This is a genomic window from Stutzerimonas chloritidismutans, assembly GCF_038562055.1.
Lineage (GTDB): Bacteria > Pseudomonadota > Gammaproteobacteria > Pseudomonadales > Pseudomonadaceae > Stutzerimonas > Stutzerimonas chloritidismutans_A.
In genome coordinates, this window is the sequence record NZ_JBCFXD010000005.1 from 127,008 (window position 1) to 151,056 (window position 24,049).

General features: G+C 60.5%; 20 protein-coding genes. 14 read left to right on the forward strand and 6 right to left on the reverse strand.

All coding sequences use genetic code 11. From position 1 onward, the window contains the following. The first annotated feature begins 272 nt into the window (after positions 1-272). Entirely contained in the window at positions 273-1,079 is an 807-nt protein-coding gene (locus AAGW23_RS10050) for a potassium channel family protein (protein WP_342406349.1), read from the forward strand. A 34-nt stretch (positions 1,080-1,113) separates the two neighbouring features. Here the strand turns inward: AAGW23_RS10050 and AAGW23_RS10055 are convergent, their stop codons facing one another. From AAGW23_RS10055 to exaA, 4 genes are all read right to left on the reverse strand, one after another. Next, positions 1,114-1,653 (reverse strand): DUF421 domain-containing protein, encoded by a 540-nt coding sequence (locus AAGW23_RS10055; protein ID WP_342406350.1) that lies wholly within the window; start codon positions 1,651-1,653, stop codon positions 1,114-1,116. 105 nt (positions 1,654-1,758) lie between these two features. Then, the gene (locus AAGW23_RS10060) at positions 1,759-2,403 is read right to left on the reverse strand and encodes a 3'-5' exonuclease (protein ID WP_342406352.1); all 645 of its coding nucleotides are present in this window, start codon (positions 2,401-2,403) and stop codon (positions 1,759-1,761) included. Between the two features lie 106 nt (positions 2,404-2,509). After that, positions 2,510-3,160, reverse strand: a complete 651-nt coding sequence (locus AAGW23_RS10065) for a pentapeptide repeat-containing protein (protein ID WP_342406353.1) — start codon at positions 3,158-3,160, stop codon at positions 2,510-2,512. A gap of 144 nt (positions 3,161-3,304) precedes the next feature. After that, positions 3,305-5,164, reverse strand: coding sequence for a quinoprotein ethanol dehydrogenase (exaA, locus tag AAGW23_RS10070; protein ID WP_342406354.1), 1,860 nt, complete (start codon positions 5,162-5,164; stop codon positions 3,305-3,307). A 336-nt stretch (positions 5,165-5,500) separates the two neighbouring features. On the opposite strand from exaA, the gene pedF reads away from it, so the two are divergent. The 8 genes from pedF to AAGW23_RS10110 all read left to right on the forward strand — a co-directional run bounded on the left by pedF (position 5,501) and on the right by AAGW23_RS10110 (position 14,922). Next, positions 5,501-5,938, forward strand: a complete 438-nt coding sequence (pedF, locus tag AAGW23_RS10075; protein WP_342406355.1) for a cytochrome c-550 PedF — start codon at positions 5,501-5,503, stop codon at positions 5,936-5,938. 5 nt (positions 5,939-5,943) lie between these two features. After that, positions 5,944-6,843 carry a substrate-binding periplasmic protein gene (locus tag AAGW23_RS10080; protein ID WP_342406357.1) on the forward strand — a complete coding sequence of 300 codons (900 nt, stop codon included), beginning with the start codon at positions 5,944-5,946 and terminating at the stop codon, positions 6,841-6,843. 274 nt (positions 6,844-7,117) lie between these two features. Next, entirely contained in the window at positions 7,118-7,207 is a 90-nt protein-coding gene (gene kdpF / locus AAGW23_RS10085) for a K(+)-transporting ATPase subunit F (protein ID WP_063880480.1), read from the forward strand. Between the two features lie 8 nt (positions 7,208-7,215). Further along, a complete protein-coding gene (gene kdpA / locus AAGW23_RS10090; protein WP_342406359.1) occupies positions 7,216-8,913 on the forward strand; it encodes a potassium-transporting ATPase subunit KdpA in 1,698 nt (565 codons plus the stop codon). An 11-nt stretch (positions 8,914-8,924) separates the two neighbouring features. Continuing rightward, entirely contained in the window at positions 8,925-10,973 is a 2,049-nt protein-coding gene (kdpB, locus tag AAGW23_RS10095) for a potassium-transporting ATPase subunit KdpB (RefSeq protein WP_342406360.1), read from the forward strand. 39 nt (positions 10,974-11,012) lie between these two features. Continuing rightward, entirely contained in the window at positions 11,013-11,579 is a 567-nt protein-coding gene (kdpC, locus tag AAGW23_RS10100; RefSeq protein ID WP_342406361.1) for a potassium-transporting ATPase subunit KdpC, read from the forward strand. Positions 11,580-11,584: 5 nt separating this feature from the next. Then, positions 11,585-14,236 carry a sensor histidine kinase KdpD gene (locus AAGW23_RS10105; RefSeq protein WP_342406362.1) on the forward strand — a complete coding sequence of 884 codons (2,652 nt, stop codon included), beginning with the start codon at positions 11,585-11,587 and terminating at the stop codon, positions 14,234-14,236. Beyond that, on the forward strand, positions 14,233-14,922 hold the full coding sequence (locus AAGW23_RS10110; RefSeq protein WP_342406363.1) for a response regulator transcription factor: 690 nt from the start codon (positions 14,233-14,235) through the stop codon (positions 14,920-14,922). Before AAGW23_RS10105 ends, AAGW23_RS10110 begins: the two co-directional genes overlap by 4 nt. A 34-nt stretch (positions 14,923-14,956) precedes the next feature. On the opposite strand, the gene AAGW23_RS10115 is transcribed toward AAGW23_RS10110, so the two are convergent. Both AAGW23_RS10115 and AAGW23_RS10120 read right to left on the reverse strand, forming a co-directional pair. Next, positions 14,957-16,156, reverse strand: coding sequence for an MFS transporter (locus AAGW23_RS10115; protein ID WP_342406364.1), 1,200 nt, complete (start codon positions 16,154-16,156; stop codon positions 14,957-14,959). Positions 16,157-16,335: 179 nt separating this feature from the next. Beyond that, complete coding sequence (locus AAGW23_RS10120) at positions 16,336-17,571, reverse strand: ABC transporter substrate-binding protein (RefSeq protein ID WP_342406365.1); 1,236 nt, start codon at positions 17,569-17,571, stop codon at positions 16,336-16,338. Positions 17,572-17,855: 284 nt separating this feature from the next. Here AAGW23_RS10120 and AAGW23_RS10125 point away from each other — a divergent pair, with 284 nt between their 5' ends. From AAGW23_RS10125 to pqqB, 5 genes are all read left to right on the forward strand, one after another. Further along, a complete protein-coding gene (locus tag AAGW23_RS10125; RefSeq protein WP_342406366.1) occupies positions 17,856-19,634 on the forward strand; it encodes a PQQ-dependent methanol/ethanol family dehydrogenase in 1,779 nt (592 codons plus the stop codon). A gap of 327 nt (positions 19,635-19,961) precedes the next feature. Continuing rightward, entirely contained in the window at positions 19,962-21,482 is a 1,521-nt protein-coding gene (gene exaC, locus AAGW23_RS10130; RefSeq protein WP_342406367.1) for an acetaldehyde dehydrogenase ExaC, read from the forward strand. A gap of 241 nt (positions 21,483-21,723) precedes the next feature. Beyond that, complete coding sequence (locus AAGW23_RS10135) at positions 21,724-22,839, forward strand: NADH:flavin oxidoreductase (protein ID WP_342406482.1); 1,116 nt, start codon at positions 21,724-21,726, stop codon at positions 22,837-22,839. 156 nt (positions 22,840-22,995) lie between these two features. Then, complete coding sequence (gene pqqA, locus AAGW23_RS10140) at positions 22,996-23,067, forward strand: pyrroloquinoline quinone precursor peptide PqqA (RefSeq protein WP_003253598.1); 72 nt, start codon at positions 22,996-22,998, stop codon at positions 23,065-23,067. A 49-nt stretch (positions 23,068-23,116) separates the two neighbouring features. After that, entirely contained in the window at positions 23,117-24,028 is a 912-nt protein-coding gene (gene pqqB, locus AAGW23_RS10145; RefSeq protein WP_342406368.1) for a pyrroloquinoline quinone biosynthesis protein PqqB, read from the forward strand. Positions 24,029-24,049 lie beyond the last annotated feature (21 nt).

Genomic DNA, 24,049 nt, shown 5'->3' on the forward strand with positions numbered 1-24,049 from the left:
GTCCACACGCGACCGGGGTGAACTTACCAAGGCCAGGTTCTTCGAAACCTTTGAATCTTTGATGACGGGAGCTACGCGTCCGCCCTATGGTTTTTCTAATCTTGGGAATTCTGCTTTTCCTGATCACGGCAACAGATATCACCAAAACCACCCTGTCGACGCGCGGTGGTGGGACTATCACCAATGCCGTTTCAAGAAGCGTGTGGCGCTTTTTTTTCGCCTTAGCCGGTCGGCGAGGGGAAGCGAAGTTGCTGGAGTATGCAGGTCAGTGCGTGTTGCTGCTCGTCCTGCTGACCTGGATTGCCTGCCTATGGCTCAGTCTGTTTCTGATGCTTGCGTCGGACCCTGCCTCGGTGATCGACGGCACGACCAAGGCGGCCGCGGACCTTTGGGAAACCTTCTACTACGCCGGCTTTACGCTTTCGACGCTGGGCGTAGGCGATTTCGCAGCCTCAAACGACGCCTGGCGGGTACTGACCAGTGCCGCCGCCTTCTGTGGGCTGACCTTCATCACGGCTGCGATCACCTACATCGTTCCGGTACTGTCGGCTGTCAGCCTGCAAAACCAGCTCAGTCTGCTCATCAGCAGCATGGGACGGACGCCGCAGGAGATCATGGTAAACAGTTGGAACGGGTCAGATTTTTCGCGTTTTTATGACAATGCCAGCGACATACGGCAGATGCTGGTCGAACACACCCTCAACCATCACGCCTATCCGGTGATTCGTTGCTTTCATAACAAACAAGCGGAAAAGAACGTCATACCCGCCGTGGTTAGTCTGAGCGAGTTGCTGCAGTTGCTCGAAGGGGTTGAAGACGTGCCGCACGACACGCTGAAACACAAAATGCTCGTTTCGGCGCTGGATCAGCATCTCGAGATGCAGCGTTCCAACTACCTTGGCCAGGTAAATAGCCACGTCCAGCCTCCGATCATTGATCTCGCGGCGCTGAGCGATGCCGGAATACCGCTCAAATCGAATGTAAGTCAAATGCTCAACGCACCAGAGCGCCGTCGGCTATTGGGTGCATTACTGGAAGCGGATGGCTGGGGATGGCACCACATTTACCGGCCCGACTGACGAGCCAGTGCGTCAATCTCAAAGCGCCGATGGCCTAAAGCTCAATGTTCTGAGGGCCCGGTGTCATGACCCCGGATAGGCTCGAACGGCTAACGCCAGAACCTTTTTGGATCACACTGAAGCTGCCATCGGTTTCCAGAATGACCGCTTCAATCTCATCGATGGCAGAAAATCCGCCAGATCGTATCGCCGAGCGGACCTCATCTTCAGTGACCCGAGCTACGCGCATGGCACTGCCTAGCATCTGCCCTTGATATAGCAGCAGCGCTGGTTCGCCAGTGACCAGCTTGCGTACCCAGCCGACTCTTACGCTGGACCAGGTGACGAGATACTGCAATCCGATCAGCAGCGCCAACGCCAGGGTGCCTTCAGCGAGCGATACATCGCGGTTCAGCAAAATAGTAGCGAACGTCGACCCCAGGGCTACTGTGACGATCAGGTCGAACGCATTCATCTTGGAGAGCGTACGGCGGCCGGAAATACGCAATAGCACGATCAGGTTGATATAAGCCAGGATGCCAATGACCAGGGTGCGAACCAGTGTCGACCAGCCGCTGAAAAACATACCTTCCACATCTACCTCCTTTGGAGTCTGTCCTTGGTAGACGCCACCGAGGTAGATGGGTTGCACCTTCAGTCCGAGGAAGAGGGCATTCCTTTGTATCAACCAGGTGCGTTGTCAGCTGTCATGCCCTTTGGTTGGGACGATCCGGTCTTGCAGAACGCGTTCGGCGTTTTCGCCCAAGGCAAGGAATACTCTGAGTGCGGCGTAGGCATCGTTTGCCGCATACAACCGCTGTGCATCGCTTAGGGAACGGTTGCTCCAGTTCGACGTGGATACGCTGCGCGATTTGCTCACTCGCATACCCAATACGGCCGCAACCGCGCCGCGTAGTCCGACCTGTCCTTTTTTGCCCTGATAGCGCAGGGTGGTGCCCAGGTCGATGAAGTGCCGTATCTCGAGTCCGAGGCGGTTGCGCAATCGGCTGCGGTCGCTGCTCAGCCCGAATCCCACCTTTAACACCCGACCTGACTGGAGCACTGCGCTGACGGCTTCGCTACAGCCATCCGCGCCGACCTTGAACAGGTAGGCTTTCTCGAGGCTGGCAAATTGAATCAAATGCGGCCCCGTCGATAGCTCACCCACCTTGAAGGTCGGTTTGGATTCAGTATCAAAGCCGACCTGCGGCCAGCGGAGCAGCTCGTCCCTGGCTTGGCTGAAGGCTTCGGGCGTTTCGGGGGTGACGATCTGATCGAGTTGGAGGCCATCGAAGCGGGGCAGGACGTCCAGTTCGACGACCTGTGGAATACGGATGAGAGGCATGAGAGGTTCCGGCAAGCGCTGACTTGAACAACAGGCTGCAGTGGCGTCGTTGATGCCGGCGAGACTAGCGCACAACGCTCCCGGACGCATATCTGATGCGTACCCGTTACTTCTCCCAGTCCACCGGGCAGTCGAGACAGCCCTCCATGTTGGTGCCCTGGAAGGTTGCATAGTGACGGCGTGCTCCGGTCAGGGTGGCCTCTGCGAGGTTGGCATCGTTGAACTTGCCTTCTTGCAGGTTCGCGTCGGTCAGCGTTGCACGTGCGAGATCGGCCTTGCTCAGCCACGTCATTTCAAGGTTGGCGGCGGTTAGATTTGCGCCCTGCATTTTCGCTCCACTCAAACGCGCAAACTCGAGATTTGCCGCGGTCAGGTTGGCGCCGTTGAAACGTGCGCCCTGAGCGAACAGGGCCCACCCCTGAACCGCCACCAGTTGGGCATCGGTCATATTGGCCACCCGCAGGTTGGCTTGTTGCAGGCTGGCGCGGGTGAGGGTCGCACCGGTCAGGTCAGCCTTTTCCAGATTAGCCAGATCGAGATTCGCATGACGCAGGTTGGCACCTGCCAGATTGGCACCGGTGAGATCCATCTTGCCCATGTCCTGATTGCTCAGGTCTGCATTACGTAGGTCGGCGTTGGGGCATCTGCTTTCTGGCTGGATGACGCAGCCATTGATGATGGTTGGCTGATCGTTATCAGCGAGGAGGGACGTGCTGATGAGCAGTGCAAGGGGCAGCAAAAGAAGAGTCGGGTTCATGGCAGTTCCGTATTCGAAGGGGAAAGGACAGCCGACGCGTAACAGATCGTGAACCGGAGAGCGCCAACCCTTGTAGTTCGACCGATTTGGCTACGCCAGCTGCCCAACGCGGGAGACTGCGCCGCCTAACGGCGCAGCCCAGACTTAGCGTTTAGCGGTCTGCTTGTCCCAGCTCGGGATTCGGAACGCCCAGAACGAGCCACCTTGCGCAACAGGTTTGGTCAGCACTGCCATGTCACCGCCCCACAGCGGGACGGCGCCACCGTAGCCGACGGTCACTCCGATGAATTGCTCACCGTCCTGCTCCCAAGTAATGGGCGGGGCGATAATTCCGCTGCCGGTCTGGAATTTCCACAGCTCTTCGCCGGTTTTGGCGTTGAAGGCTTTCAGATAGCCGTCCCCAGTCCCGGTGAACACCAGGTTGCCTTTAGTGGCCAGCACTCCCGCCCAGAGCGGCAGCGGCTCCTTGTGCTCCCAGGCGACCTTACCCGTGGTCGGATCCATGGCGCGAAGAATGCCAACGTGATCGTCGTACATACGCTTGATGCGGAAGCCCTGACCGAGATAGGCATTCCCCTTCTTGTAGCTGACCTCTTCGGTCCAATAGTCCTCTTTCCAATGGTTGGCGGGGACGTAGAACAGCCCTGTGTCTTGGCTGTACGCCATGGGATTCCAGTTTTTACCGCCCAGAAAGGGCGGTGAAACTTCGACTGACTTGCCGTGCGCTTCGCCTGGCTCGGGCATGGGTGGACGCTGACCTTCGTTCTCGACTGGTCGTCCGGTCTTCAGGTCAATGTGGCTGGCCCAGGTGATGTTGTCGACGAAAGGGAAGGCGTTCTGAAGCTTGCCATCGTTGCGATCTACCACGTAGAAGAAGCCATTGCGGTCGGCGTGGGCCGTCGCCTTGACGGTTTTTCCATTCTTGTCTTTGTAATCGAATAGCACCAGCTCGTTGTTGCCGGAGAAATCCCAGGCATCGTTGGGGGTGTGCTGGTAGAACCACTTCACTTCGCCCGTGGTGGCGTCGACACCGACCTGCCCGGATGTATAGAGGCTGTCGTAGTCTTTCGGCTCGCCGCCATCGGCGGTACGCGCCCAGCCGTTCCAAGGCGCCGGGTTGCCCGCGCCGACAATGATGGTGTTGGTCTCGGCATCGAAGCTCGCACTCTGCCAAGGCGCGCCGCCACCCTGGCTCCAAGCTTCTTTCTTGCCGGTGGGTGAATTAGGGTCGTCGGGCCAGGAGGGCGCCTTGATGTCCCCGGTCGGTGTGCTTTCTTTGCCGTTGAGGCGGCCCACATGGCCCTCAACGAAGGGGCGCATCCAGACTTCTTCACCGGTGTCCGGATCGCGGGCAAACAGCTTGCCGACGATTCCGAATTCATCGCCGGAGCTGCCATGAATCAACAGCACCTTGCCGCTTTTCTGGTCTTTGATCAGGGTGGGTGCGCCGGTCATGGTGTAGCCCGCGCCGTGGTCACCGAACTTCTTCTTCCAGACGACCTTGCCGGTGTCCTTGTTCAGCGCGACCACCTGCGCATCCAGCGTGCCGAAGTAGATCTTGTCACCATAGATTGCTGCGCCCCGATTGACGACATCGCAGCAGGGGCGAATGTCCGCTGGCAACCGGTGCGCATAGCTCCAAAGCCGCTTGCCTGTACGCGAGTCGAGCGCGAACACGCGCGAGTAGGATCCCGTCACGTAGATCACACCGTCATGCACGATCGCCTGAGACTCCTGGCCCCGTTGCTTTTCGTCACCAAATGAAAAAGACCAGGCCGGCGTCAGCTTGAACACGTTTTCATCATTTACCTGTTGCAGCGGGCTCCAGCGCTGGGCATTGGTGCCCAGACCGTACTGCAGCACGTTTTCGGTCGATAGATGATCGTTGGCAATGTCGTCCCAGGTGACGTTCTTGGCGCCTGCCAAGCCGCTGAGTGAGAGACCGCCAATCAGAACGGCGATGGCGAGAGGGCGTTTGCTGCCCGGGGTGGCTGTTGTTGTCATGGTTGCTTTCCCTTGGTCGATTCGGACGAAGCCAGTTGCTGTGCTCGCTACATCAGTTGTGCGAGAGGCTGGCCAGGCGATTCGATTATTGGGATGGCGGTGCGACGGCCGATACGGAAAAGCTCCCGCTGATTCAGGGAAAACTTCCCAATCCGCCTGTGTTTTCGGGCTGCGACCTGCGTGCCGCGTCGGTGTCGCATGAGGCCCTACTACCAAGGGAGGAGAATCCGACAACCAAAGCAGGATTCTGTCATCCGAGCGCAATGCCCAAGATGACCACCATGCGCCCCAACTGGGGCTGCCTTGCTCAGGTATTCGAACTCAACGGTGGTAGTCATGAATAATAAAATTGAACTGCGTGCGCTCGTCGCTGCTGGTCTGCTTGGCTTCGCTGGCTTTGCCTTCGCCCATGGCGATGTCACGCCGCAAAAGGTGGAAACCAAAGGGCTGACGCCGCTGGGTGAAGAGTGGGTTGATGAAAACCCCTACCGCGCGCCGAGCGACGACCATGACAAGGCTGTTGAAATTGGTTCCTCGGCCTACAACCAGAACTGCGCTCGTTGCCATGGCCTCGAGGCAATCTCCGGCGGCATCGCACCGGATCTGCGTGAGCTTGAGGCGGACTACGATGGTGATGAGTGGTTCAAGGAGCGTGTAATCAACGGTGCAGTCCGAGACGGCGCCGTCTACATGCCGCGCATGGCCGATTACCTCAGCCAGGAAGCGCTCTGGGCGATCCGTACCTACATCGAAAGTGAAGCTGCCAAGCGGTGATCATCATGCGCCAGTTGTTTGCAGGGCTCTGCTTGTTGATGACCTGCGCGCTGGCGCAGGCGGAAGTAGTGAAGGTGCGTGCGTTCGATGACATCATCGATTCGGGCGTACTCAAGGTGGCGATGTATGAAAACTTCCCGCCCTACAGCTTCATGGCCGATGGCAAGCCGCGTGGGGTCGACTTCGACCTTGCGCAAAAACTGGCGTCCAAACTCGGACTAAAGGTCGAAGTGTTGTGGGTAACGCCGGACGAGACGCTGGATGACGACCTGCGCAACTTCATCTGGAAAGGGCATTACCTGCGACCGAACGTCCTGGCCGACGTGATGATGCGTGTGCCTTACGATCGCGAGTTTTCCTACAAGCAGAACGAGCTGGGCGAGCTGATCAACGAGCTGGTGGTCATGTTTGGCCCTTACCAGCGCGAGCGCTGGCAGTCGGCCTATGACGATCGCCGTCTCGAAGAACTCTCCAGCGTGGCCGTGTTCCGCTACCACCCGGTCGGGGTGGAAGTGGAAAGCGTCCCCTCGTTCTATCTGTCGTCTGTATTCAACGGCAGCATTGCCAAGATGCTGCATCACTACCCGTCAGCACAGGCGGCGTTCGCAGCGATGCAGGCCGGTGAAGTTGACGCGACCATGGCCATGCGAGGCGAAATCGACTGGATGCTGGGGCAGGCCAATGACAGTCATCTCAAACCTGCAGAAAACGCCTATCCGAACATGGGCAAGCAGGTATGGGAGCTAGGTATGGCCGTACACGAATCCAATAGGCAACTTTCCTATGCGCTTGAGGGCGAGCTGGAAGGCCTGATCAAAGACGGTGCGGTTGAAGCCATCTATGCCGATTACGGGCTGCGCTATGAACTGCCCGAGCTGTATCAGGTGCAGCTTGGCGAGAACTGACCCCCAACGGAAATAATCGTCTTTTAGATTGATATTGTCGTCGTCCTGACGGCGCTGCATAGGTTGCGTCAACCGGATGCCGCCAGGTGTTGGGTTGAAGCTGCGCTTGGGTATTCGACCGATGCGCCAGGCCGATGCGAGTGCATATGCACCCGCAGGGTCCTTAAAAAATACGTTTTCTTTACGCCGCTGCGCTGAAGGCGCAATCGAATCTTTACGCCCCTCGCTCTGAAACTCTCCGTACCGCACTGATGCGACCTACGGAGCTGATCCCATGACATTTCTCGACGGGCTATCGCTGGCCTTGGCCATCGCCCTGTTTATCTATCTCCTGGTTGCGCTGTTGCGCGCCGAACGCAGCTAGGAGAGCCGATGAACACTCACGATTACTGGATGATCGCGGCCTTCTTCGCGCTGGTCCTGATACCGGCGCCCTGGTTGGGGCGCTACCTGTTTCGAGCCATGGAGGGTGAGCGTACTTGGTTGACGCCTGTTCTCAGCTCCATCGAACGCCTCTGCTACCGCGCTGCAGGGATAGACGAGCACAGCGAGCAGGATTGGAAAACCTACAGTCTGGCGTTATTGGCGTTGACGGCTGTGAGCCTGGTGGCGCTGCTCGCGATTCTCATGTTGCAAGCCAGCCTACCGCTCAATCCTCAAGCGATACCGGGCATGCCGTGGGATCTTGCCTTGAATACCGCTGTGAGCTTCGTGACCAATACCAACTGGCAGGCCTACAGCGGCGAGGCCCAGCTCAGTTACTTCAGCCAGATGATTGGCCTTGGCGTGCAGAACTTCATCAGTCCGGCGGTGGGGCTGGCTGTGTTGGTGGTGCTTTGTCGCGCACTGTCACGCCGCTCGGCTAAGGCAATCGGGAATTTCTGGGTCGATCTGACCCGAGCGGTTCTCTATTGCCTGTTGCCGTTCTGCGTCGTGCTCGCCCTGGTCTTGGTCTGGCAGGGCGTGCCGCAGAGTTTTGCGAGCTACGTTCAGGCCGTCACGCTGCAAGGCGGCGAGCAGACCATTCCGCTGGGACCTGCGGCCAGCCAGATCGCGATCAAGCAACTGGGGACCAATGGCGGCGGCTTCTTCGGCGTCAACTCGGCGCATCCCTTCGAGAACCCGACCGCCTGGAGCAACCTGTTCGAGATGGTCTCGATCATCCTGATTCCCGCCGCCTTGGTCTTCATGTTCGGTCACTACGTACGTGATCTGCGGCAGAGCCGAGCCATTCTTGCCTGCATGCTGACGGTGTTCGTTCTGGGCCTTGGCGTCACGCTGGCCGCCGAGCATCAAGCGAATCCAATGCTGTCCGGCCTGTCGGTTGAGCAGGTCGGGTCGATGGAGGGCAAGGAAAGCCGACTCGGTATCGCGGCCTCGGCGCTATGGGCGGCAACAACCAGCGCGGCGTCCAATGGCTCGGTCAATGCGATGCATGACAGCTTCAGTGCGCTGGGCGGCATGGTGCCTCTGGTCAATATGATGCTGGGCGAGATCATCTTTGGCGGCGTCGGGGCAGGCCTCTACGGCATGCTGCTGTTCGTCCTGATCACTGTGTTCCTGGCTGGCCTGATGATTGGTCGCACGCCTGAATATCTGGGCAAGAAACTTGAAGCGCGCGAGGTTCGCCTGCTAGTCGCAACGCTGCTGGTGATGCCCGTGGGTGTTCTTGTGCTCACGGCTCTCGGCGTCAGTCTTTCCGGCCCTGCCGAGTCGATCACCAATCCTGGGCCGCACGGCCTCAGCCAAATCCTTTATGCCTACACCTCTGGCACCGGAAACAACGGATCGGCCTTCGCCGGGTTTGGCGCGGCCACGCCGTACCACAACCTCATGATCGCGTTCGCCATGCTGCTGGGCCGCTTTGGTTTCATCCTGCCGGTGCTCGCCATTGCAGGCGGCCTCGCGGCCACGAACCGTGCGCCGATCGATGCCAACAGTTTCCCCACCCACGGGCCGATGTTCGTGATCCTGCTGACGCTGGTGATTCTGCTCGTTGGCGGGCTCACGTTTTTGCCCGCGCTGGCACTCGGGCCGATCGCCGAGCATTTCATGCTGCAAAGCTTCTGAGGAGCGTCATGATGAACGTCCATCAAATGGCACTCGAGGGTGCCGAGCAAACCACTACGTCCTTCGCTTCGCTATATAAGCCTGCGCTGCGCCAGGCCTTCATCAAGCTTGATCCTCGGACGTTGGCACGTTCGCCGGTGATGCTGGTGGTAGAACTCACAGCGGTGCTGACCAGCGTGCTGTGCCTGCTACCCAACGTGGCGGTCAGCACGAGCGTTGCCGTGCAGATCGCTCTCTGGTTGTGGTTCACGGTGTTCTTTGCCAACTTTGCCGAGGCGCTGGCTGAAGGCCGCGGCAAAGCCCGTGCGGATAGCCTGAAAGCCGGATCGCAGGGGCTGGAGGCGCGTTTGCGCTTGGAGACCGGCGCGTTCCGGAGCGTTGCCGCTGGCAGCTTGCGCCGCGGAGACGTGGTGAGAGTAGAGGCTGGTGAACTGATCCCCGGCGATGGGGAAGTGATCGAGGGCATCGCCGCCGTCAACGAGGCCGCGATTACCGGTGAATCGGCGCCGGTGATCCGGGAGTCGGGCGGCGACCGCTCAGCGGTCACCGGCAATACGCGCGTGGTCTCCGACTGGTTGCTGGTACGTATCAGCAGCGATCCAGGCGAGTCCACACTGGACCGTATGATTGCGCTGGTGGAAAGCGCCAAACGACAAAAGACACCCAACGAGGTTGCGCTCGACGTTTTGCTGATCGGGCTCACGCTGATCTTTCTTGTCGTGGTTGCCACGTTGCAACCCTTCGCACGATTCGCAGGCGGGGATCTTCCGCTGGTATACCTGGCGGCGCTGCTGGTCACGCTCATTCCTACCACCATTGGTGGCCTGCTTTATGCCATCGGAATCGCCGGCATGGACCGGCTGGTACGGCTCAACGTGATCGCCAAGTCTGGACGAGCCGTAGAGGCCGCCGGAGATGTTCAGGTGCTGCTGCTAGACAAGACCGGCACCATCACGTTTGGCAATCGTCGTTGCACGGCCATGTTCAAGGCGCCGGGCGTTTCATCGACCGAGCTGTCATGGGCTGCGCTGCTGTCATCGCTGGCCGACGACACGGCAGAGGGCAAATCCATCGTTGAATATCTGCGCGACCTTGACCCGGTAAAGGCGCCGTCTGGGCATGAAGTGGCCGGTATCCCGTTCAGTGCTGAAACGCGGTTGTCGGGTGCTGATCATGAGGGGCACCGCTATCGCAAAGGCGCTGTGGACGCCGTGTTGGGCCATCTGGGGCTGGTGCGCGAGCAGACTCCAACGGTGCTGGCGAGAGAGATTCAAGCGATTGCACAAAGCGGGGGGACGCCCTTGCTGGTCTGTGCGGATGACCGCCTGCTCGGAGCGATCCATCTCAAGGACGTGGTCAAGCCGGGCATCAAAGAGCGCTTCTTCCAGCTTCGTCACCTAGGTATACGGACCGTCATGGTCACCGGAGACAATCCCCTCACAGCCGCTGCAATCGCAGCCGAAGCGGGTGTCGACGACGTGATTGCCGAAGCGACACCGGAAAAGAAGTTGCAGCGGATTCGTCAGGAGCAGGCCGACGGCAAGATGGTCGCGATGTGCGGCGATGGAGCCAATGACGCTCCGGCGCTGGCTCAGGCGGACGTGGGCATGGCCATGAACGATGGCACCCAGGCCGCGCGCGAGGCTGCCAATCTGGTCGACCTCGACTCGGACCCGACCAAACTGCTGGATGTGGTGCAGGTGGGCAAGCAGCTGCTGGTAACACGAGGTGCGCTGACCACGTTCTCGATTGCCAACGACGTGGCGAAGTACTTCGCCATCCTGCCGGCGCTGTTCATCGGCCTCTACCCGCAGCTTGCGGCGCTGAATGTGATGCAGCTTCACAGCGCATCAAGCGCGATCCTGTCAGCCATTGTCTTTAACGCACTGATCATCATTGCCTTGATTCCGCTGGCGCTGCGGGGCGTCAACGTCAAAGCAGCCGACTCGGCCAGCCTGTTGCGGCGCAACTTGCTGGTCTATGGCCTGGGCGGGCTGGTCGCGCCCTTCGTTGGGATCAAGCTGATCGACATGCTGCTGACTGCGGTAGGTCTGGTCTGAACGTTGCCGCGTCTGACGGCGCGGCTTTTGGAGAAGAACATGTTCAAACACATTCGTCCGGCGCTTTCGGCGCTGATCCTGATGACGCTGATAACCGGCGTGCTCTATCCGCTGTCTGTTACGGCCGTGGCGCAGTTGGCGTTCGCCGAGCAGGCCAACGGAAGCCTGGTGCGCGACCAGCAGGGGCAGGTGAGAGGCAGTGCGTTGCTGGCCCAGCCTTTCGAAGGGCCAGAATGGTTTCACCCACGTCCGTCTGCTGCAAGCTATGCAACCGTCGCCAGCGGCGCCAGTAATCTGGCCCCCAGCAACCCGCTGTTGGTCGATCAGGTCCGTGAGCGCGTCAGCGAGTGGAACGGGACGGCGCAACGCCCCGTCCCGATGGAGCTGGTGACGACGTCCGGCAGCGGCCTGGATCCGCATCTCACCTTGGCCGCCGCGAAGTTTCAGGCTGCCAGTGTCGCTGCCGCCCGAGGGGTCTCTGAGCAAGCGCTGAATCGCCTGATTCAGGCGCAGCTGACGATGCCCTTGGTAGGCCCGGCCATCGTCAACGTACTGGCTCTGAACCTCGCCCTGGCGGACAATCCGCAGCCTGATTCCGCCGAGTGAATTGAATGAGCGACGCTCAACGTGCCGATGCCTTGCTTGATGATGCGCCCCGTGAAGGACGCGGGCGGCTCAAGGTTTTCCTCGGCGCGGCGCCTGGCGTAGGCAAGACCTACGCGATGCTTCAGGCTGCACAGCGCCAGCGACAGCTAGGGCGCGATGTGCGGGTAGGGGTAGTCGAGACCCACGGTCGTGCGGAAACCGAGGCGATGCGGGTTGGATTGGCGGAACAGCCGATGCGCCGCAGCGAGTATAGAGGCGTGACGCTGTTCGAAATGGACCTCGACGGCCTGCTGCAATTGCGGCCAAGTCTCGCGCTGGTCGACGAGCTGGCGCACAGCAACGCATCCGGCAGCCGGCATGCCAAACGCTGGCAGGATGTCCTTGAGCTGCTCGAAGCGGGCATCGATGTCTACACCACCGTCAACGTTCAGCACCTCGAGAGTCTCAACGATCAGGTGCGCGGTATAACCGGTGTGCAGGTCAGGGAAACGGTCCCGGACTGGGTGCTTCATCAAGCCGACGACATTCTGCTGATCGATCTGCCGCCGCGCGAGCTGTTGGAGCGTCTTCGTGAGGGTAAGGTCTACGTGCCGGAGCAGGCGCGCGCCGCGATCGATGCCTTCTTCACTCAAACCAACCTGACCGCGCTCCGCGAATTGGCGATGCAGACCGCAGCGGCGCGAGTGGATGCAGACCTGCATCGACGCCACCGGTTGCAGGGTCAAACCGCTCCGGCAGTCCGGGGCCGCTTGCTGGTAGGTATCGATGGTGATGCGTACGCGGAAGGACTGGTCAGGCATGCAGCCCGGGTCGCTGAACGCCGGCATCTCCCATGGTCAGTCGTGCATGTCGACACCGGCGCGAGTCGAGGCGAGGTTCAGCTCGGCTATCTCCAGTCCGCCCAGCAACTGGCCGAACGTCTTGGCGGAGAGGTTGTGGAGCTGCGTGACGAGCGGGTGGCGCGCACGCTCATCGAACATGCCGTTGAGCGTCGCGCCACCCTCGTATTGGTAGGCGGTGGCCGAGTGCGTCGGGTGTGGAAGTTCTCGGTGCGCCGATCGGTAGCTGAGCAACTGATCAAGGGTGGGCGCGGATTGGAGATCAGCGTACTTGGTCAGGAGCCTGCACTGACGGCACCCGTGGGATCAACCGCCACTCTGGATTGGCGTCAGTACTTGCTTGCCGCGCTGGCGACCCTGACCGCCACAGGCTTGGCACTGATGCTATCCCGCTATCTCGCGTTGCCTAACATTTCGCTGGTATTCCTCGCGGCCGTGCTGGTGGTTGCCGTGCGCAGCAGTCTGGGACCGGCACTGGCATGTGCGGGGCTGTCATTTCTGCTTTACGATTTTCTGTTCATTCCACCGATGTTCACGCTCATCGTCGCGCGTCAGGAGGACGTCCTGACGCTCCTGTTTTTCCTGTTGATGGCGGTGCTCGCGGGTAATCTTGCGAGCCGCCAGCGGCGACAGCTCCAGGCGTTGCGTCAGACTCAGGCGGAGACCACCGCTTTGCTCGATCTTTCGCGACAGCTGAGCGCTGCCACCGATGTTCAGGCCGTAGGTGCGGCCGCTGTCCGCCAGCTACAGCTGGTGGCGAAGCTGGACGCCGTCATCGCGACGCGCGGCAAGCAGGGGAAATGGGTATTCATTGGGTCTGAACCGCTGCTGGCCGAGCCGGAACGGGGGGCGGCTGAATGGGCGTTCAAGCATGGTCAGCCAGCGGGGAAGGGAACGGATACCTTGCCGAGTGCGCAATGGTGGTGGTTGCCCTTGAGTGGCGATGGTCAGCCGCTGGGCTTGCTGGGCATTCGCCAGCTGGGGCCAGATCAGGCAGGGCTACAGAAGCGTCGCCTGATCGCTGCGCTCGCTCAACCCTTGGCGCAAGCATTAGGTCGCGCCACGCTGGCCGGGGAGTTGGAGGCGGCGCGGCTGCACGGCCAGACTGAAGAGCTGCGCAGTGCATTGCTGGCTTCCGTATCCCATGATCTGCGCACGCCACTTACAGCCATGCGAGGCTCTATCGACAGCCTGGCAATCCTGGGGCACAGCATGAGCGAGGCGGATCGGCAGGAACTGCTTGAGGCGACCCGTGACGAAGCCGAGCGCCTTGACCGCTACATTCAGAATTTATTGGACATGACGCGCCTCGGTCACGGCGGCCTGAAGCTGATCCGTGACTGGACGTCACCTGCCGACATCGTTGCCAGTGCGCTGCAACGCCTGCATCGCGTGCTAGCAGAGCTGCGGCTTGAGGTGCTGGTACCTGATGATCTGCCGCTTTTGTACGTCCACCCTGCATTGGTCGAGCAAGCGCTGGTCAATGTGCTGGAGAACGCAGCACGTTTTTCTCCACCTCAAGGCAGGCTGCAAATTGCTGTCTCGACAGGAGCCGGCAGACTGCGTTTCATCGTCAGCGATGAGGGTCCCGGAGTGCCCGAGGCCGAACGTGAACGCATTTTCGACATGTTTTATACGGCAACGCGCGGTGATCGGGGCGGGCCGGGCACCGGACTCGGCCTCGCCATCTGCCAGGGCATGATCGGCGCGCATGGTGGGCGGGTTTTCGTTGGAGACGGGCTCGGTGGACGAGGCGCGAGCGTCACCCTGGAGCTGCCGCTACAGCCTCAGCCTGAGATGGAAAAGGACCTCACGTGAGTCAGCAAGCCAGCATATTGATCATCGACGACGAGCCGCAGATCAGGAAATTCCTTCGCATCAGCCTCGGCTCTCAGGGTTATCGCGTGAGCGAGAGTGGAGCTGGTCAGGACGGTCTGGCCTCGGCAGCCTTGAACAAACCTGACCTGGTCGTGCTCGATCTGGGCCTTCCGGACATGGATGGTCAGACTGTGCTGCGCGAATTGCGCGAGTGGAGTCAGGTGCCGGTGATCGTACTGTCGGTCCGGTCGAGCGAGACCGAGAAGGTCATGGCGCTCGATGGCGGAGCCAATGACTACGTGACCAAACCCTTTGGCATCCAGGAATTCCTCGCTCGGGTCCGTGCGCTGCTGCGTCAGAATCAAGGGGCATCGAGCGGGCCGGCGCAGGCGATGTCAGGTCCCCTATGCATCGACTTCGCGTACCGACGGGTTAGCCTGGACGGGCAGGAGATCAGCCTGACACGCAAGGAGTATGCAGTACTGGCTGAGCTTGCCCAGCACACCGGCCGGGTCGTCACCCAGCAGCAGCTGCTCAGGGACATATGGGGCCCCAGCCACAGCGGCGACACCCATTATCTGCGCGTGGTCGTCGGGCATCTGCGGCGCAAGCTCGGGGACGACCCGTCCTCGCCGCGGTTCATCATTACCGAGGCGGGAGTGGGCTACCGCTTGGTCGCCGACTAGGTGTTTTGGGAACCTCTGTGGCTCGTTGGGCTGGTCAGGCTGCCTGCATTCGCGGATGCCGAAAAAACCACACGGCCAGCGGCGTAGCGAGTGCCACCACCACCCAGCCCAGCAAGCTGATCGCCACAGGCAGACCGTAGTGGTCGGCGACCCAGCCGACGCCGAGCAATGGCACGATGCTGCCCAGGTAACCGCACACCAGGTAGGTGGAAATCAGCCCCGAGCGCTCGGCTGAGCTGGCAATACGGTTGACCATGCTGATGCCGGCCAACAGGCACATGCCATGGCCCGCCGCAGCCGCGCAGACGCCGATGATGAATACTACCGACGAGCCGGCCGTGAAGTTGAGTACGAGCATCGCGTTACTCAACACCACTGACAACAGGCCGAGCAGACCACACCAGCGCAGGCTCATCCGCGCGCAGGCCAGTTGCATCATGGCGGAAGCCAGCAGAATGACCCCGATGGACGTGCCGCTCACGACCGGACCATGCCAGGGCAGCATCTTCTCCAGAAACAGCGGCGCCATCGACGCATAGATCCCGAACACGCCAAAGGCGAAAAAAGGGCAGGCACAGGTCAGCAGAAACGCCAGCGAGTCCTGGCGTGTGGCCCAGGTAAGCCGCGGAATGAATGTACGTAAACCCAGTGGTGCGGCTGCGTTGAGCTCTGGATGCGGCTTGAGCTGTACCCGCAGCAAGGCATAGACGGCCAGTACGCCGAGGATCAACGTCGGGATGTAGGTGGTTTTCAGCGGGTACGCGAACCACTGGCCAATGATTCCGCCAGTAAGCGGACCAAGGCCGAAGCCCAAGGCGAGCAGGAAGCTGGTGATCATCGATATCCGCTGTGACGCGCCATCACGGGAGATCTGCACCAGACCCACGGAGGCGCTGGTCACGATCAGGCTTGAAGACAGGCCGACCGCAAAACGCCCGATGTTGAGGCTCGGCAGGTTCCACGCCAGCATCGTCACCAGTGTCCCAGCCCAGCCGAGCAGCAAACCACTGAGCATGACCTTGCGAAAGCCGAGGGTGTCGGACAGGCGGCCCATGAACAACAGCCCGAAAAGCGCCCCTGCCATATAGATGATGTAAATCAGCGATATATCGCTGGTACGAAGCTGCCACGCCTGCTTGTACAGCGGGTACAGCGGCGAGATGAGCGCTGTGCCCATGACACCGACGCACATGGCGAAGCACACCCAGGGAAAAGGGGACCGCGGTTGTTTCATTGATAAAGTCCGATTTGACGTGAGAGTGGCGTTACCCAGCGCTGCCGCGCATGCGGAGATGAACGCCCGATCATTAGGCGCCTACTGTATCGGCTCGGCGTGATCTCCGTGCAGTCATTCGTTTCGTGATTAACAACCCATTGGATCAGGCGCGCCAACCCGCAGCCCTCAGCACGGCGCTAGCGCAAGCTCAGCTCGTCGCCGCGCTCCTCCTGCCAATCATCGAGGCTTGGGGCTGCCGCTTCGCCATCCATGCGATGGATGATGGTGAAGTAATCCTGCTTGAACCTGTCCTGCATGATCTCATCCCGCGATCGGACCCGGACCGCGTAGATGCTCTGTACGTTCTGATGGTCGAAGCTGCGCCAGTACTGTTCATCCTTGAGCAGGCTGTAGCGGTGATCTTCCAGCGCCTTGATGATCTTTTCGCTGTGGAGACTGCCAGCGCGGTTAGCGGCTGCAGCCCATTGCTGAACGATGGCGTAGGCGGATGCAGCTGTACTGTCGGGGTAGCGCTGATGCTGGGCGATAAAGGCATCGACGAAAGCCTGCCCTTGTTCGCTTTTGACCAGGGCCGGGACGCGCCAGGTCCAGGCTGCCGTGCCTATAACGTGCTCCATCACCTGCGGGCCCGCCTGCTCGACGATGCTGCCGGTCAGGTTGGGCACGATAATCTGCATTCGCTGGTCGAGTTTGAGGTCATGCGCCAGACGCATGCTTTGCACCAGATCCTGACCGAGAAGGATGACAACCAATACATCCGCGTCACTGGCCGCGGCCTTTTTCAGCGCGGCGAGATACTCCTCATGGTGCGCCCCCCTGGCGCTGATGCGCGAGAAACCGTGGCGAGCTCGGTCCCGGCTGCGGGTGGCTTCGCGCAGTGCCTGTTCCATGCTGTGGCCCCAGGTGTCGTCGAGGCTGACATAGTGATAGCGACGGTTGGGCAAGTGCCAGCTCAGGTACTCGCCTAACACGCGTGCACTCATCAAGGCGCTGTTGGTTTCACGGAACAGGTAGCGCTGGCCGTCGTGCCCGGTGATGGCGTTGGCGTAAGCCAGCGTAGGGAAGAACAGCAGGCCCAGCTCGCGGGCGCGCTGGCCGGCGGCGATGGCCTCCTCGCTGGTAGCACCGCCAAAGGCCATCGAGGCACCTTGGGCAGCAAATTTGTCGATGTTGGCCCGCGCCTTCTCTTCACGGGCGGCTGAGTTGCGGCTGATCAGCTCGAGCGGCCTACCCAGCACGCCGCCCTGTTGGTTGATGGTCTCGATGGCGAGCAGGGCGCCGCGGCGCAGCTCAAGGCCTTCACTCTTGTAGTTGCCGGTGCTTGGGTAATTCAAGCCCAGACGAATTGGCTGGGCGGCGTTGGCGGTGACCGCCAATGCCAACAGGATGCTGCAGATCGTGAGGCGGCGCATGGCTCGTGTCCTTGTGAGCGGAGAGGCGTCCGTTGTAAGCCTCGAACTCGGCGCGAGATATCGTCTTTTAGGGCACACCGGCCCCAACTTCGGTGCCGGTGTGGTAGCCCGGCTCTGCCATCACGATGCACGGTTGGCGCAGCCTACGGGGAGTATTGCTACCAAGGGAGGAGAAAAATCGGTACTGCGTGTAATTGTTGCAAGAGCGGCTAGATCCAAGAATCGCTACTAGACCGGGAAAACTTCCCGGCGACGATAACAATGAACCCGTAGAGGTAGCCGCAATGAAGCACACCGGTCTTCGCAAGCCCTTCGCCCTGACAGCGCTTTGCGCCGCCATGGCCGTGTCCAGCGTGTCGGCATGGGCAGTCACCGATCAGGAAATTCTCGATGACGCCAAGTCCACCGATCAGATCGTTACCAACGGCCTGGGGCTGCAAGGCCAGCGCTACAGCACCCTGGATGCCCTGAACACTGAAAACGTCAGTCAACTTCGCCCGGTCTGGGGCTTTTCCCTGGGGGGCGAAAAGCAACGTGGCCAGGAAGCGCAGCCGCTGATCAAAGACGGCGTGATGTACCTCACCGGCTCTTATTCGCGCGTGTTTGCGGTCGATGCCCGCACCGGCAAGGAACTGTGGCAGTACGACGCTCGCCTGCCGGACGGCATCATGCCGTGCTGTGACGTGATCAACCGTGGCGTAGCTCTGTATGACGACCTGGTGATTTTCGGCACCCTGGACGCCAAACTGGTCGCGCTGAACAAGGACACCGGCAAGGTCGTCTGGAAGAAGACCGTGGCCGACTATAAGGCTGGCTACTCCATCTCGGCCGCCCCGATGGTGGTCAAAGGCAAACTGATCACTGGCCTGGCCGGCGGTGAGTTTGGCGTTGTAGGCATGATCCAGGCCTTCAATCCCAAGAACGGCGAGCTGCTGTGGACCCGTCCGACCGTCGAAGGTCATATGGGCTACGTGATGAAGGACGGTAAAAAGGTCGAGAACGGCATTTCCGGCGGCGAAGCCGGCAAAACCTGGCCAGGCGACCTTTGGAAGACCGGCGGTGCCGCGCCTTGGCTGGGTGGCTACTACGATCCGGACACCGACTCACTGCTGTTCGGCACCGGCAACCCTTCGCCGTGGAACTCGCACTTGCGCCCAGGCGACAACCTGTATTCCTCCTCGCGCCTGGCACTGGACCCGGACGACGGTTCGATCAAATGGCACTTCCAGTCCACGCCGCATGACGGCTGGGACTTCGACGGCGTGAACGAGCTGATCTCCTTCGATTACAAGGAAAACGGCAAAACCGTGAAAGCAGCCGGTACTGCGGACCGTAACGGCTTCTTCTATGTACTGGATCGCACCAACGGCAAGTTCATCCGCGGCTTCCCGTTCGTGGACAAGATCACCTGGGCCAAGGGCCTGGACAAGGATGGCCGTCCGATCTACGACGACGCCAACCGTCCCGGCGCACCAGGAGAGGCTGACAAGGGCAAGTCCGTCACCGTGGCGCCATCGTTCCTCGGCGGCAAGAACTGGATGCCAATGGCGTACAGCCAGGACACCGGACTGTTCTACGTGCCTTCAAACGAATGGGCGATGGACATCTGGAACGAAGGCGTCGCTTACAAGAAGGGCGCGGCCTATCTGGGTGCCGGCTTCACCATCCATCCGCTGAACGAGGAATACATTGGCGTACTGCGCGCCATTGATCCGAAAACCGGCAAGGAAGTCTGGCGCTACAAGAACTACGCGCCGCTTTGGGGTGGCGTACTGGCAACCAAGGGCAATCTGGTGTTCACCGGTAACCCGGAAGGCTTCCTGATGGCGTTCAATGCCAAGACGGGTGAGAAGGTCTACGAGTTCAACACCGGCTCCGGCGTGATCGGTTCTCCGGTCACCTGGGAAATGGATGGCGAACAGTACGTTTCGGTTCTTTCCGGCTGGGGCGGCGCTGTACCGCTCTGGGGCGGCGAAGTCGCCAAGCGCATCAAGGACTTCAACCAGGGCGGTATGGTCTGGACCTTCAAACTGCCGAAGGAAGAGGTCGTAGCCAAGCGCTAACCGGCCTCGATACTTCAAAAACCCGCCCGTAGTGGCGGGTTTTTTTGTGCAGCGAATCCGTCATAAGTGCTGACCGACTCTTGCGCGGTGACCTAGCGACGTACCCGGAACCACTCGGCATTCGACTGTTTCGCCCGTTCAGGTCGGCTCGCATGCGTATTACGTCAGGCAGAGACTCGTACAGCTCCATTGCATCTACTACCAAATGAGGAGTGCATCTGTTCCTTGGGGGCATTCCGGACAAACCGTTGGGCTGCCTAAGATCGTTCCATGTCCTGTCCATGTTCGGTCAGGCTCCGACAAGCAGAAAAATTAGAGAGGCCGCTCATGATCTACGCCCAACCCGGTACGGAAGGCTCCGTCATTTCCTTCAAGCCACGCTACGGCAACTACATCGGCGGTGAGTTTGTCCCGCCGGTCAAGGGTGAGTATTTCGTCAACACCTCGCCGGTCAATGGTGAAGTCATCGCCGAATTCCCGCGTTCCGGGGTCGAGGATGTCGAGCACGCTCTGGATGCCGCCCACGCCGCCGCTGATGCCTGGGGCAAAACCTCTGTGCAGGACCGCGCTCTGGTGCTGCTGAAAATTGCCGACCGCATCGAAGCCAACCTGGAAAAACTGGCCATCGCCGAAACCTGGGACAATGGCAAGGCGGTCCGCGAAACACTGAACGCCGACGTGCCGCTCGCAGCCGACCATTTCCGCTATTTCGCCGGTTGCATCCGTGCGCAAGAAGGCAGCGCGGCTGAAATCAACGAGCACACCGCCGCTTATCACTTCCACGAGCCGCTGGGTGTAGTCGGTCAGATCATTCCGTGGAACTTCCCGCTGCTGATGGCTGCGTGGAAGCTCGCGCCAGCCTTGGCCGCGGGTAACTGCATCGTGCTCAAGCCGGCCGAACAGACGCCGCTGTCGATCATGGTCTTTGCCGAGCTGGTCGGTGACTTGCTGCCACCGGGCGTGCTGAACATCGTGCAAGGCTTCGGCCGTGAAGCAGGGCAGGCGCTAGCCACCAGCACCCGCATCGCCAAGATCGCGTTCACCGGTTCCACCCCGGTTGGTTCGCACATCATGCGCTGCGCTGCCGAGAACATCATTCCGAGCACCGTGGAGCTGGGTGGCAAGAGCCCGAACATCTTCTTCGAAGACATCATGAATGCTGAACCAGCATTCATCGAAAAAGCCGCTGAAGGTCTGGTACTGGCGTTCTTCAACCAGGGCGAAGTGTGCACCTGCCCATCGCGTGCACTGATTCAGGAGTCGATCTTCGAACCCTTCATGGAAGTGGTCATGAAGAAGATCAAGGCGATCAAGCGTGGCAACCCGCTCGATACCGACACCATGGTCGGCGCTCAGGCCTCCGAACAGCAGTTCGACAAGATCCTGTCGTACATGGAAATCGCTCAGCAAGAAGGCGGTGAGATCCTCACTGGCGGTGCCGCCGAGAAGCTCGAAGGCGGTTTGGCTACCGGTTATTACGTGCAGCCGACCCTGATCAAGGGCCACAACAAGATGCGCGTATTCCAGGAAGAGATCTTTGGGCCGGTGGTCGGGGTTGCGACCTTCAAGGACGAGGCCGAAGCCTTGGCGATTGCCAACGACACAGAATTCGGTCTCGGTGCTGGCGTCTGGACCCGCGACATCAACCGCGCCTACCGCATGGGCCGTGGCATCAAGGCCGGTCGCGTCTGGACCAACTGCTATCACCTGTACCCGGCACACGCGGCGTTCGGTGGCTACAAAAAGTCCGGTGTGGGTCGTGAAAACCACAAGATGATGCTCGACCACTATCAGCAGACCAAGAACCTGCTGATCAGCTACGACATCAACCCGCTGGGCTTCTTCTAAGCGCGACACTGCAACTTGAAAGACCCGGCGCGTTCGCTCCAGCGCGCCGGCTGACTTGCTCGCACGCGATCAGTGCGGGGACCCTCGGCCGACCGGGTGCGGCAGGTGGTCCATCAACGCAACGCGGCCCCAAAGGCCGCGTTTTTTTATGCCCGCGTCAAGCCCGGTGAGCATATAGGGCGAACTCCAACGCCGGTTGCACCTCAGATTCAGCATGACCCACGTTCACGAGGACTTGCTGATGCCCCAATTGCTCGAACCTGCCCAGCTGAATCAGCTACGCCTGCGCAATCGCGCGGTGCTGGCTCCGATGACCCGCGTAAGCGCCGAGCCGGAAGGGCAACCTAACGAATTGATGCGCGACTATTACCAGGCGTTTGCCGAGGGCGGCTTCGGCATGCTGATTACCGAAGGCACCTACACGGACACCGCTTACAGCCAGGGTTACCTGAACCAACCAGGCTTGGCCACCGAGGCCCAACGTGACAGCTGGAAGCCGATTGTCAGTGCGGTCCATCAGGCGGGTGCAGCCATCATCGCCCAGCTGATGCACGGCGGCGCACAGACTCAAGGCAATATCCACCACGCCCGTCACGTCGCCCCATCAGCAATCCAGCCCGGCGGGCGCCAGTTGAGCTTCTACGGCGGCGAAGGCCCTTACGCGACGCCGGCAGAAATGAGCGAGGCGGAAATCCAGGAAGCAATCGCCGGTTTCATCCAGGCAGCAAAACATGCACGCGACGCCGGTTTCGATGGTGTGGAGTTGCACGGCGCCAACGGTTATCTGTTGCACGAATTCATGACAGCCGAGTTCAATCAACGCACCGATCGGTGGGGCGGTGACTACAAGGCAAGGCTGGCCTTGCCGCTGGAAATCATCCGCGCGGTACGTGAAGCGGTCGGGACGGGCTTTGTCGTCGGCATGCGATTGTCGCAAAGCATGGTCACCGACAGTCGGCTCAAATGGGACGGTGGGATTGAGGCGGCGCGCTATCGTATCGCCACGCTTGCCGCCGCCGGCCTCGACTACATCCACGTGACTGAAGCCGACATCAGTGCCCCGGCTTTCGAAGAGGGTGAGAGCCTGGCGGCAATTGCCAAAGGCGCCGTCGAGATTCCGGTCATCGGCAATGGCGCTATCGGTACCGGTGATCAAGCGCAAAAACTGCTCGACGCTGGCGTGTTGGACTTCGTGGCGATAGGCAAGGCGGCGCTGGCCAATCACGACTGGCCGCTGCGGGTGCAGGACAAGGCGCCGCTGACCGCATTCGACTTCGATATGTTCTCGCCGATGGCGACGATCACCAACGAGCTGGCCTGGCGCGGCACCCATGATCGTTCCGCTGTGCGCCGCTGAATTGCCAGTGATCGCACGTTACGAAAACCGAGGCAGCTGAGGCACTACCAATGCAGAGCGCTGTCTCCTTCCAAAGTACCATTCCGCTTTTGACGGAGCAGGGTGCTTAATGGGTTGCCGGAATACTTCCGTCATCACAAAAAAGAGGAATCAGCCATGTGGACTAAACCTGCTTTTACCGACCTGCGCATTGGTTTCGAAGTCACCATGTACTTCGCCAATCGCTGATTGACCTGCCCCGGCCCCGGTCGGGGCTCCGTTTTTTGGGGAGCTGCCCATGTTCATCCAGATTTTAGGTTCTGCTGCTGGCGGCGGCTTTCCTCAGTGGAACTGTAACTGCGCCAACTGCGCCGGGCTGCGCAACGGCAGCCTGCGCGCCAAGGCTCGAACACAATCCTCGATCGCCATTAGCGACAACGGCGAGGATTGGATTCTGTGTAATGCCTCGCCTGATATCCGCGCGCAACTCGAATCCTTTCCCAAATTGCAGCCGGCACGCGGGCCACGGGACACTGCAATTGGCGCCATCATTCTGCTCGACAGCCAGATCGATCACACCACAGGGTTACTAACGCTGCGTGAAGGCTGCCCGCACGAGGTCTGGTGCACGGAGATGGTCCACCAGGACCTCACCACGGGTTTCCCGCTGTTCAACATGCTTGAGCACTGGAATGGCGGGCTGCGTTGGAATCCCATCGCGCTGCAGGGCAGCTTCCGCATTCCGACTTGCCCGCAACTTGAAATCACGCCAATCCCGCTGCGCAGCTCGGCGCCACCGTATTCGCCGCACCGCAACGACCCGCATCCCGGTGACAACATCGGCCTGCTGATCGTGGACCAAAACACGGGCGGTAAGCTGTTCTACGCGCCGGGCCTCGGCAAGGTCAGCCCCGAGCTGCTGGACCTCATGCGCAGCGCCGACTGTCTGCTCGTCGACGGCACGCTGTGGCGCGACGATGAAATGCTGGTACGCGAGGTAGGCACCAAGCTGGGCAGTGAGATGGGCCACCTGCAGCAGAGCGGGCCGGGGGGCATGATCGAGGTGCTCGACAGCATGCCGGCGGCACGCAAGATCCTCATCCACATCAACAACACCAACCCGATCCTCGACGAAGACTCCGCCGAACGCACGGTGCTCGACGAGCATGGGATCGAGGTTTCGTTCGATGGCATGAGTATCGAGCTGTAGCCTGTATCCGTCCGCGACTCA

Coding starts and splice junctions, on each gene's coding strand:
- AAGW23_RS10135 (WP_342406482.1), top strand. CDS start 21,724: ATGCCCCAATTGCTCGAACCTGCCCAGCTGAATCAGCTACGCCTGCGC.
- exaC (WP_342406367.1), top strand. CDS start 19,962: ATGATCTACGCCCAACCCGGTACGGAAGGCTCCGTCATTTCCTTCAAG.
- pqqB (WP_342406368.1), top strand. CDS start 23,117: ATGTTCATCCAGATTTTAGGTTCTGCTGCTGGCGGCGGCTTTCCTCAG.
- AAGW23_RS10065 (WP_342406353.1), bottom strand. CDS start 3,160: ATGAACCCGACTCTTCTTTTGCTGCCCCTTGCACTGCTCATCAGCACG.
- pedF (WP_342406355.1), top strand. CDS start 5,501: ATGAATAATAAAATTGAACTGCGTGCGCTCGTCGCTGCTGGTCTGCTT.
- kdpF (WP_063880480.1), top strand. CDS start 7,118: ATGACATTTCTCGACGGGCTATCGCTGGCCTTGGCCATCGCCCTGTTT.
- AAGW23_RS10125 (WP_342406366.1), top strand. CDS start 17,856: ATGAAGCACACCGGTCTTCGCAAGCCCTTCGCCCTGACAGCGCTTTGC.
- kdpC (WP_342406361.1), top strand. CDS start 11,013: ATGTTCAAACACATTCGTCCGGCGCTTTCGGCGCTGATCCTGATGACG.
- kdpB (WP_342406360.1), top strand. CDS start 8,925: ATGAACGTCCATCAAATGGCACTCGAGGGTGCCGAGCAAACCACTACG.
- kdpA (WP_342406359.1), top strand. CDS start 7,216: ATGAACACTCACGATTACTGGATGATCGCGGCCTTCTTCGCGCTGGTC.
- AAGW23_RS10115 (WP_342406364.1), bottom strand. CDS start 16,156: ATGAAACAACCGCGGTCCCCTTTTCCCTGGGTGTGCTTCGCCATGTGC.
- AAGW23_RS10060 (WP_342406352.1), bottom strand. CDS start 2,403: ATGCCTCTCATCCGTATTCCACAGGTCGTCGAACTGGACGTCCTGCCC.
- exaA (WP_342406354.1), bottom strand. CDS start 5,164: ATGACAACAACAGCCACCCCGGGCAGCAAACGCCCTCTCGCCATCGCC.
- AAGW23_RS10105 (WP_342406362.1), top strand. CDS start 11,585: ATGAGCGACGCTCAACGTGCCGATGCCTTGCTTGATGATGCGCCCCGT.
- AAGW23_RS10120 (WP_342406365.1), bottom strand. CDS start 17,571: ATGCGCCGCCTCACGATCTGCAGCATCCTGTTGGCATTGGCGGTCACC.
- AAGW23_RS10080 (WP_342406357.1), top strand. CDS start 5,944: ATGCGCCAGTTGTTTGCAGGGCTCTGCTTGTTGATGACCTGCGCGCTG.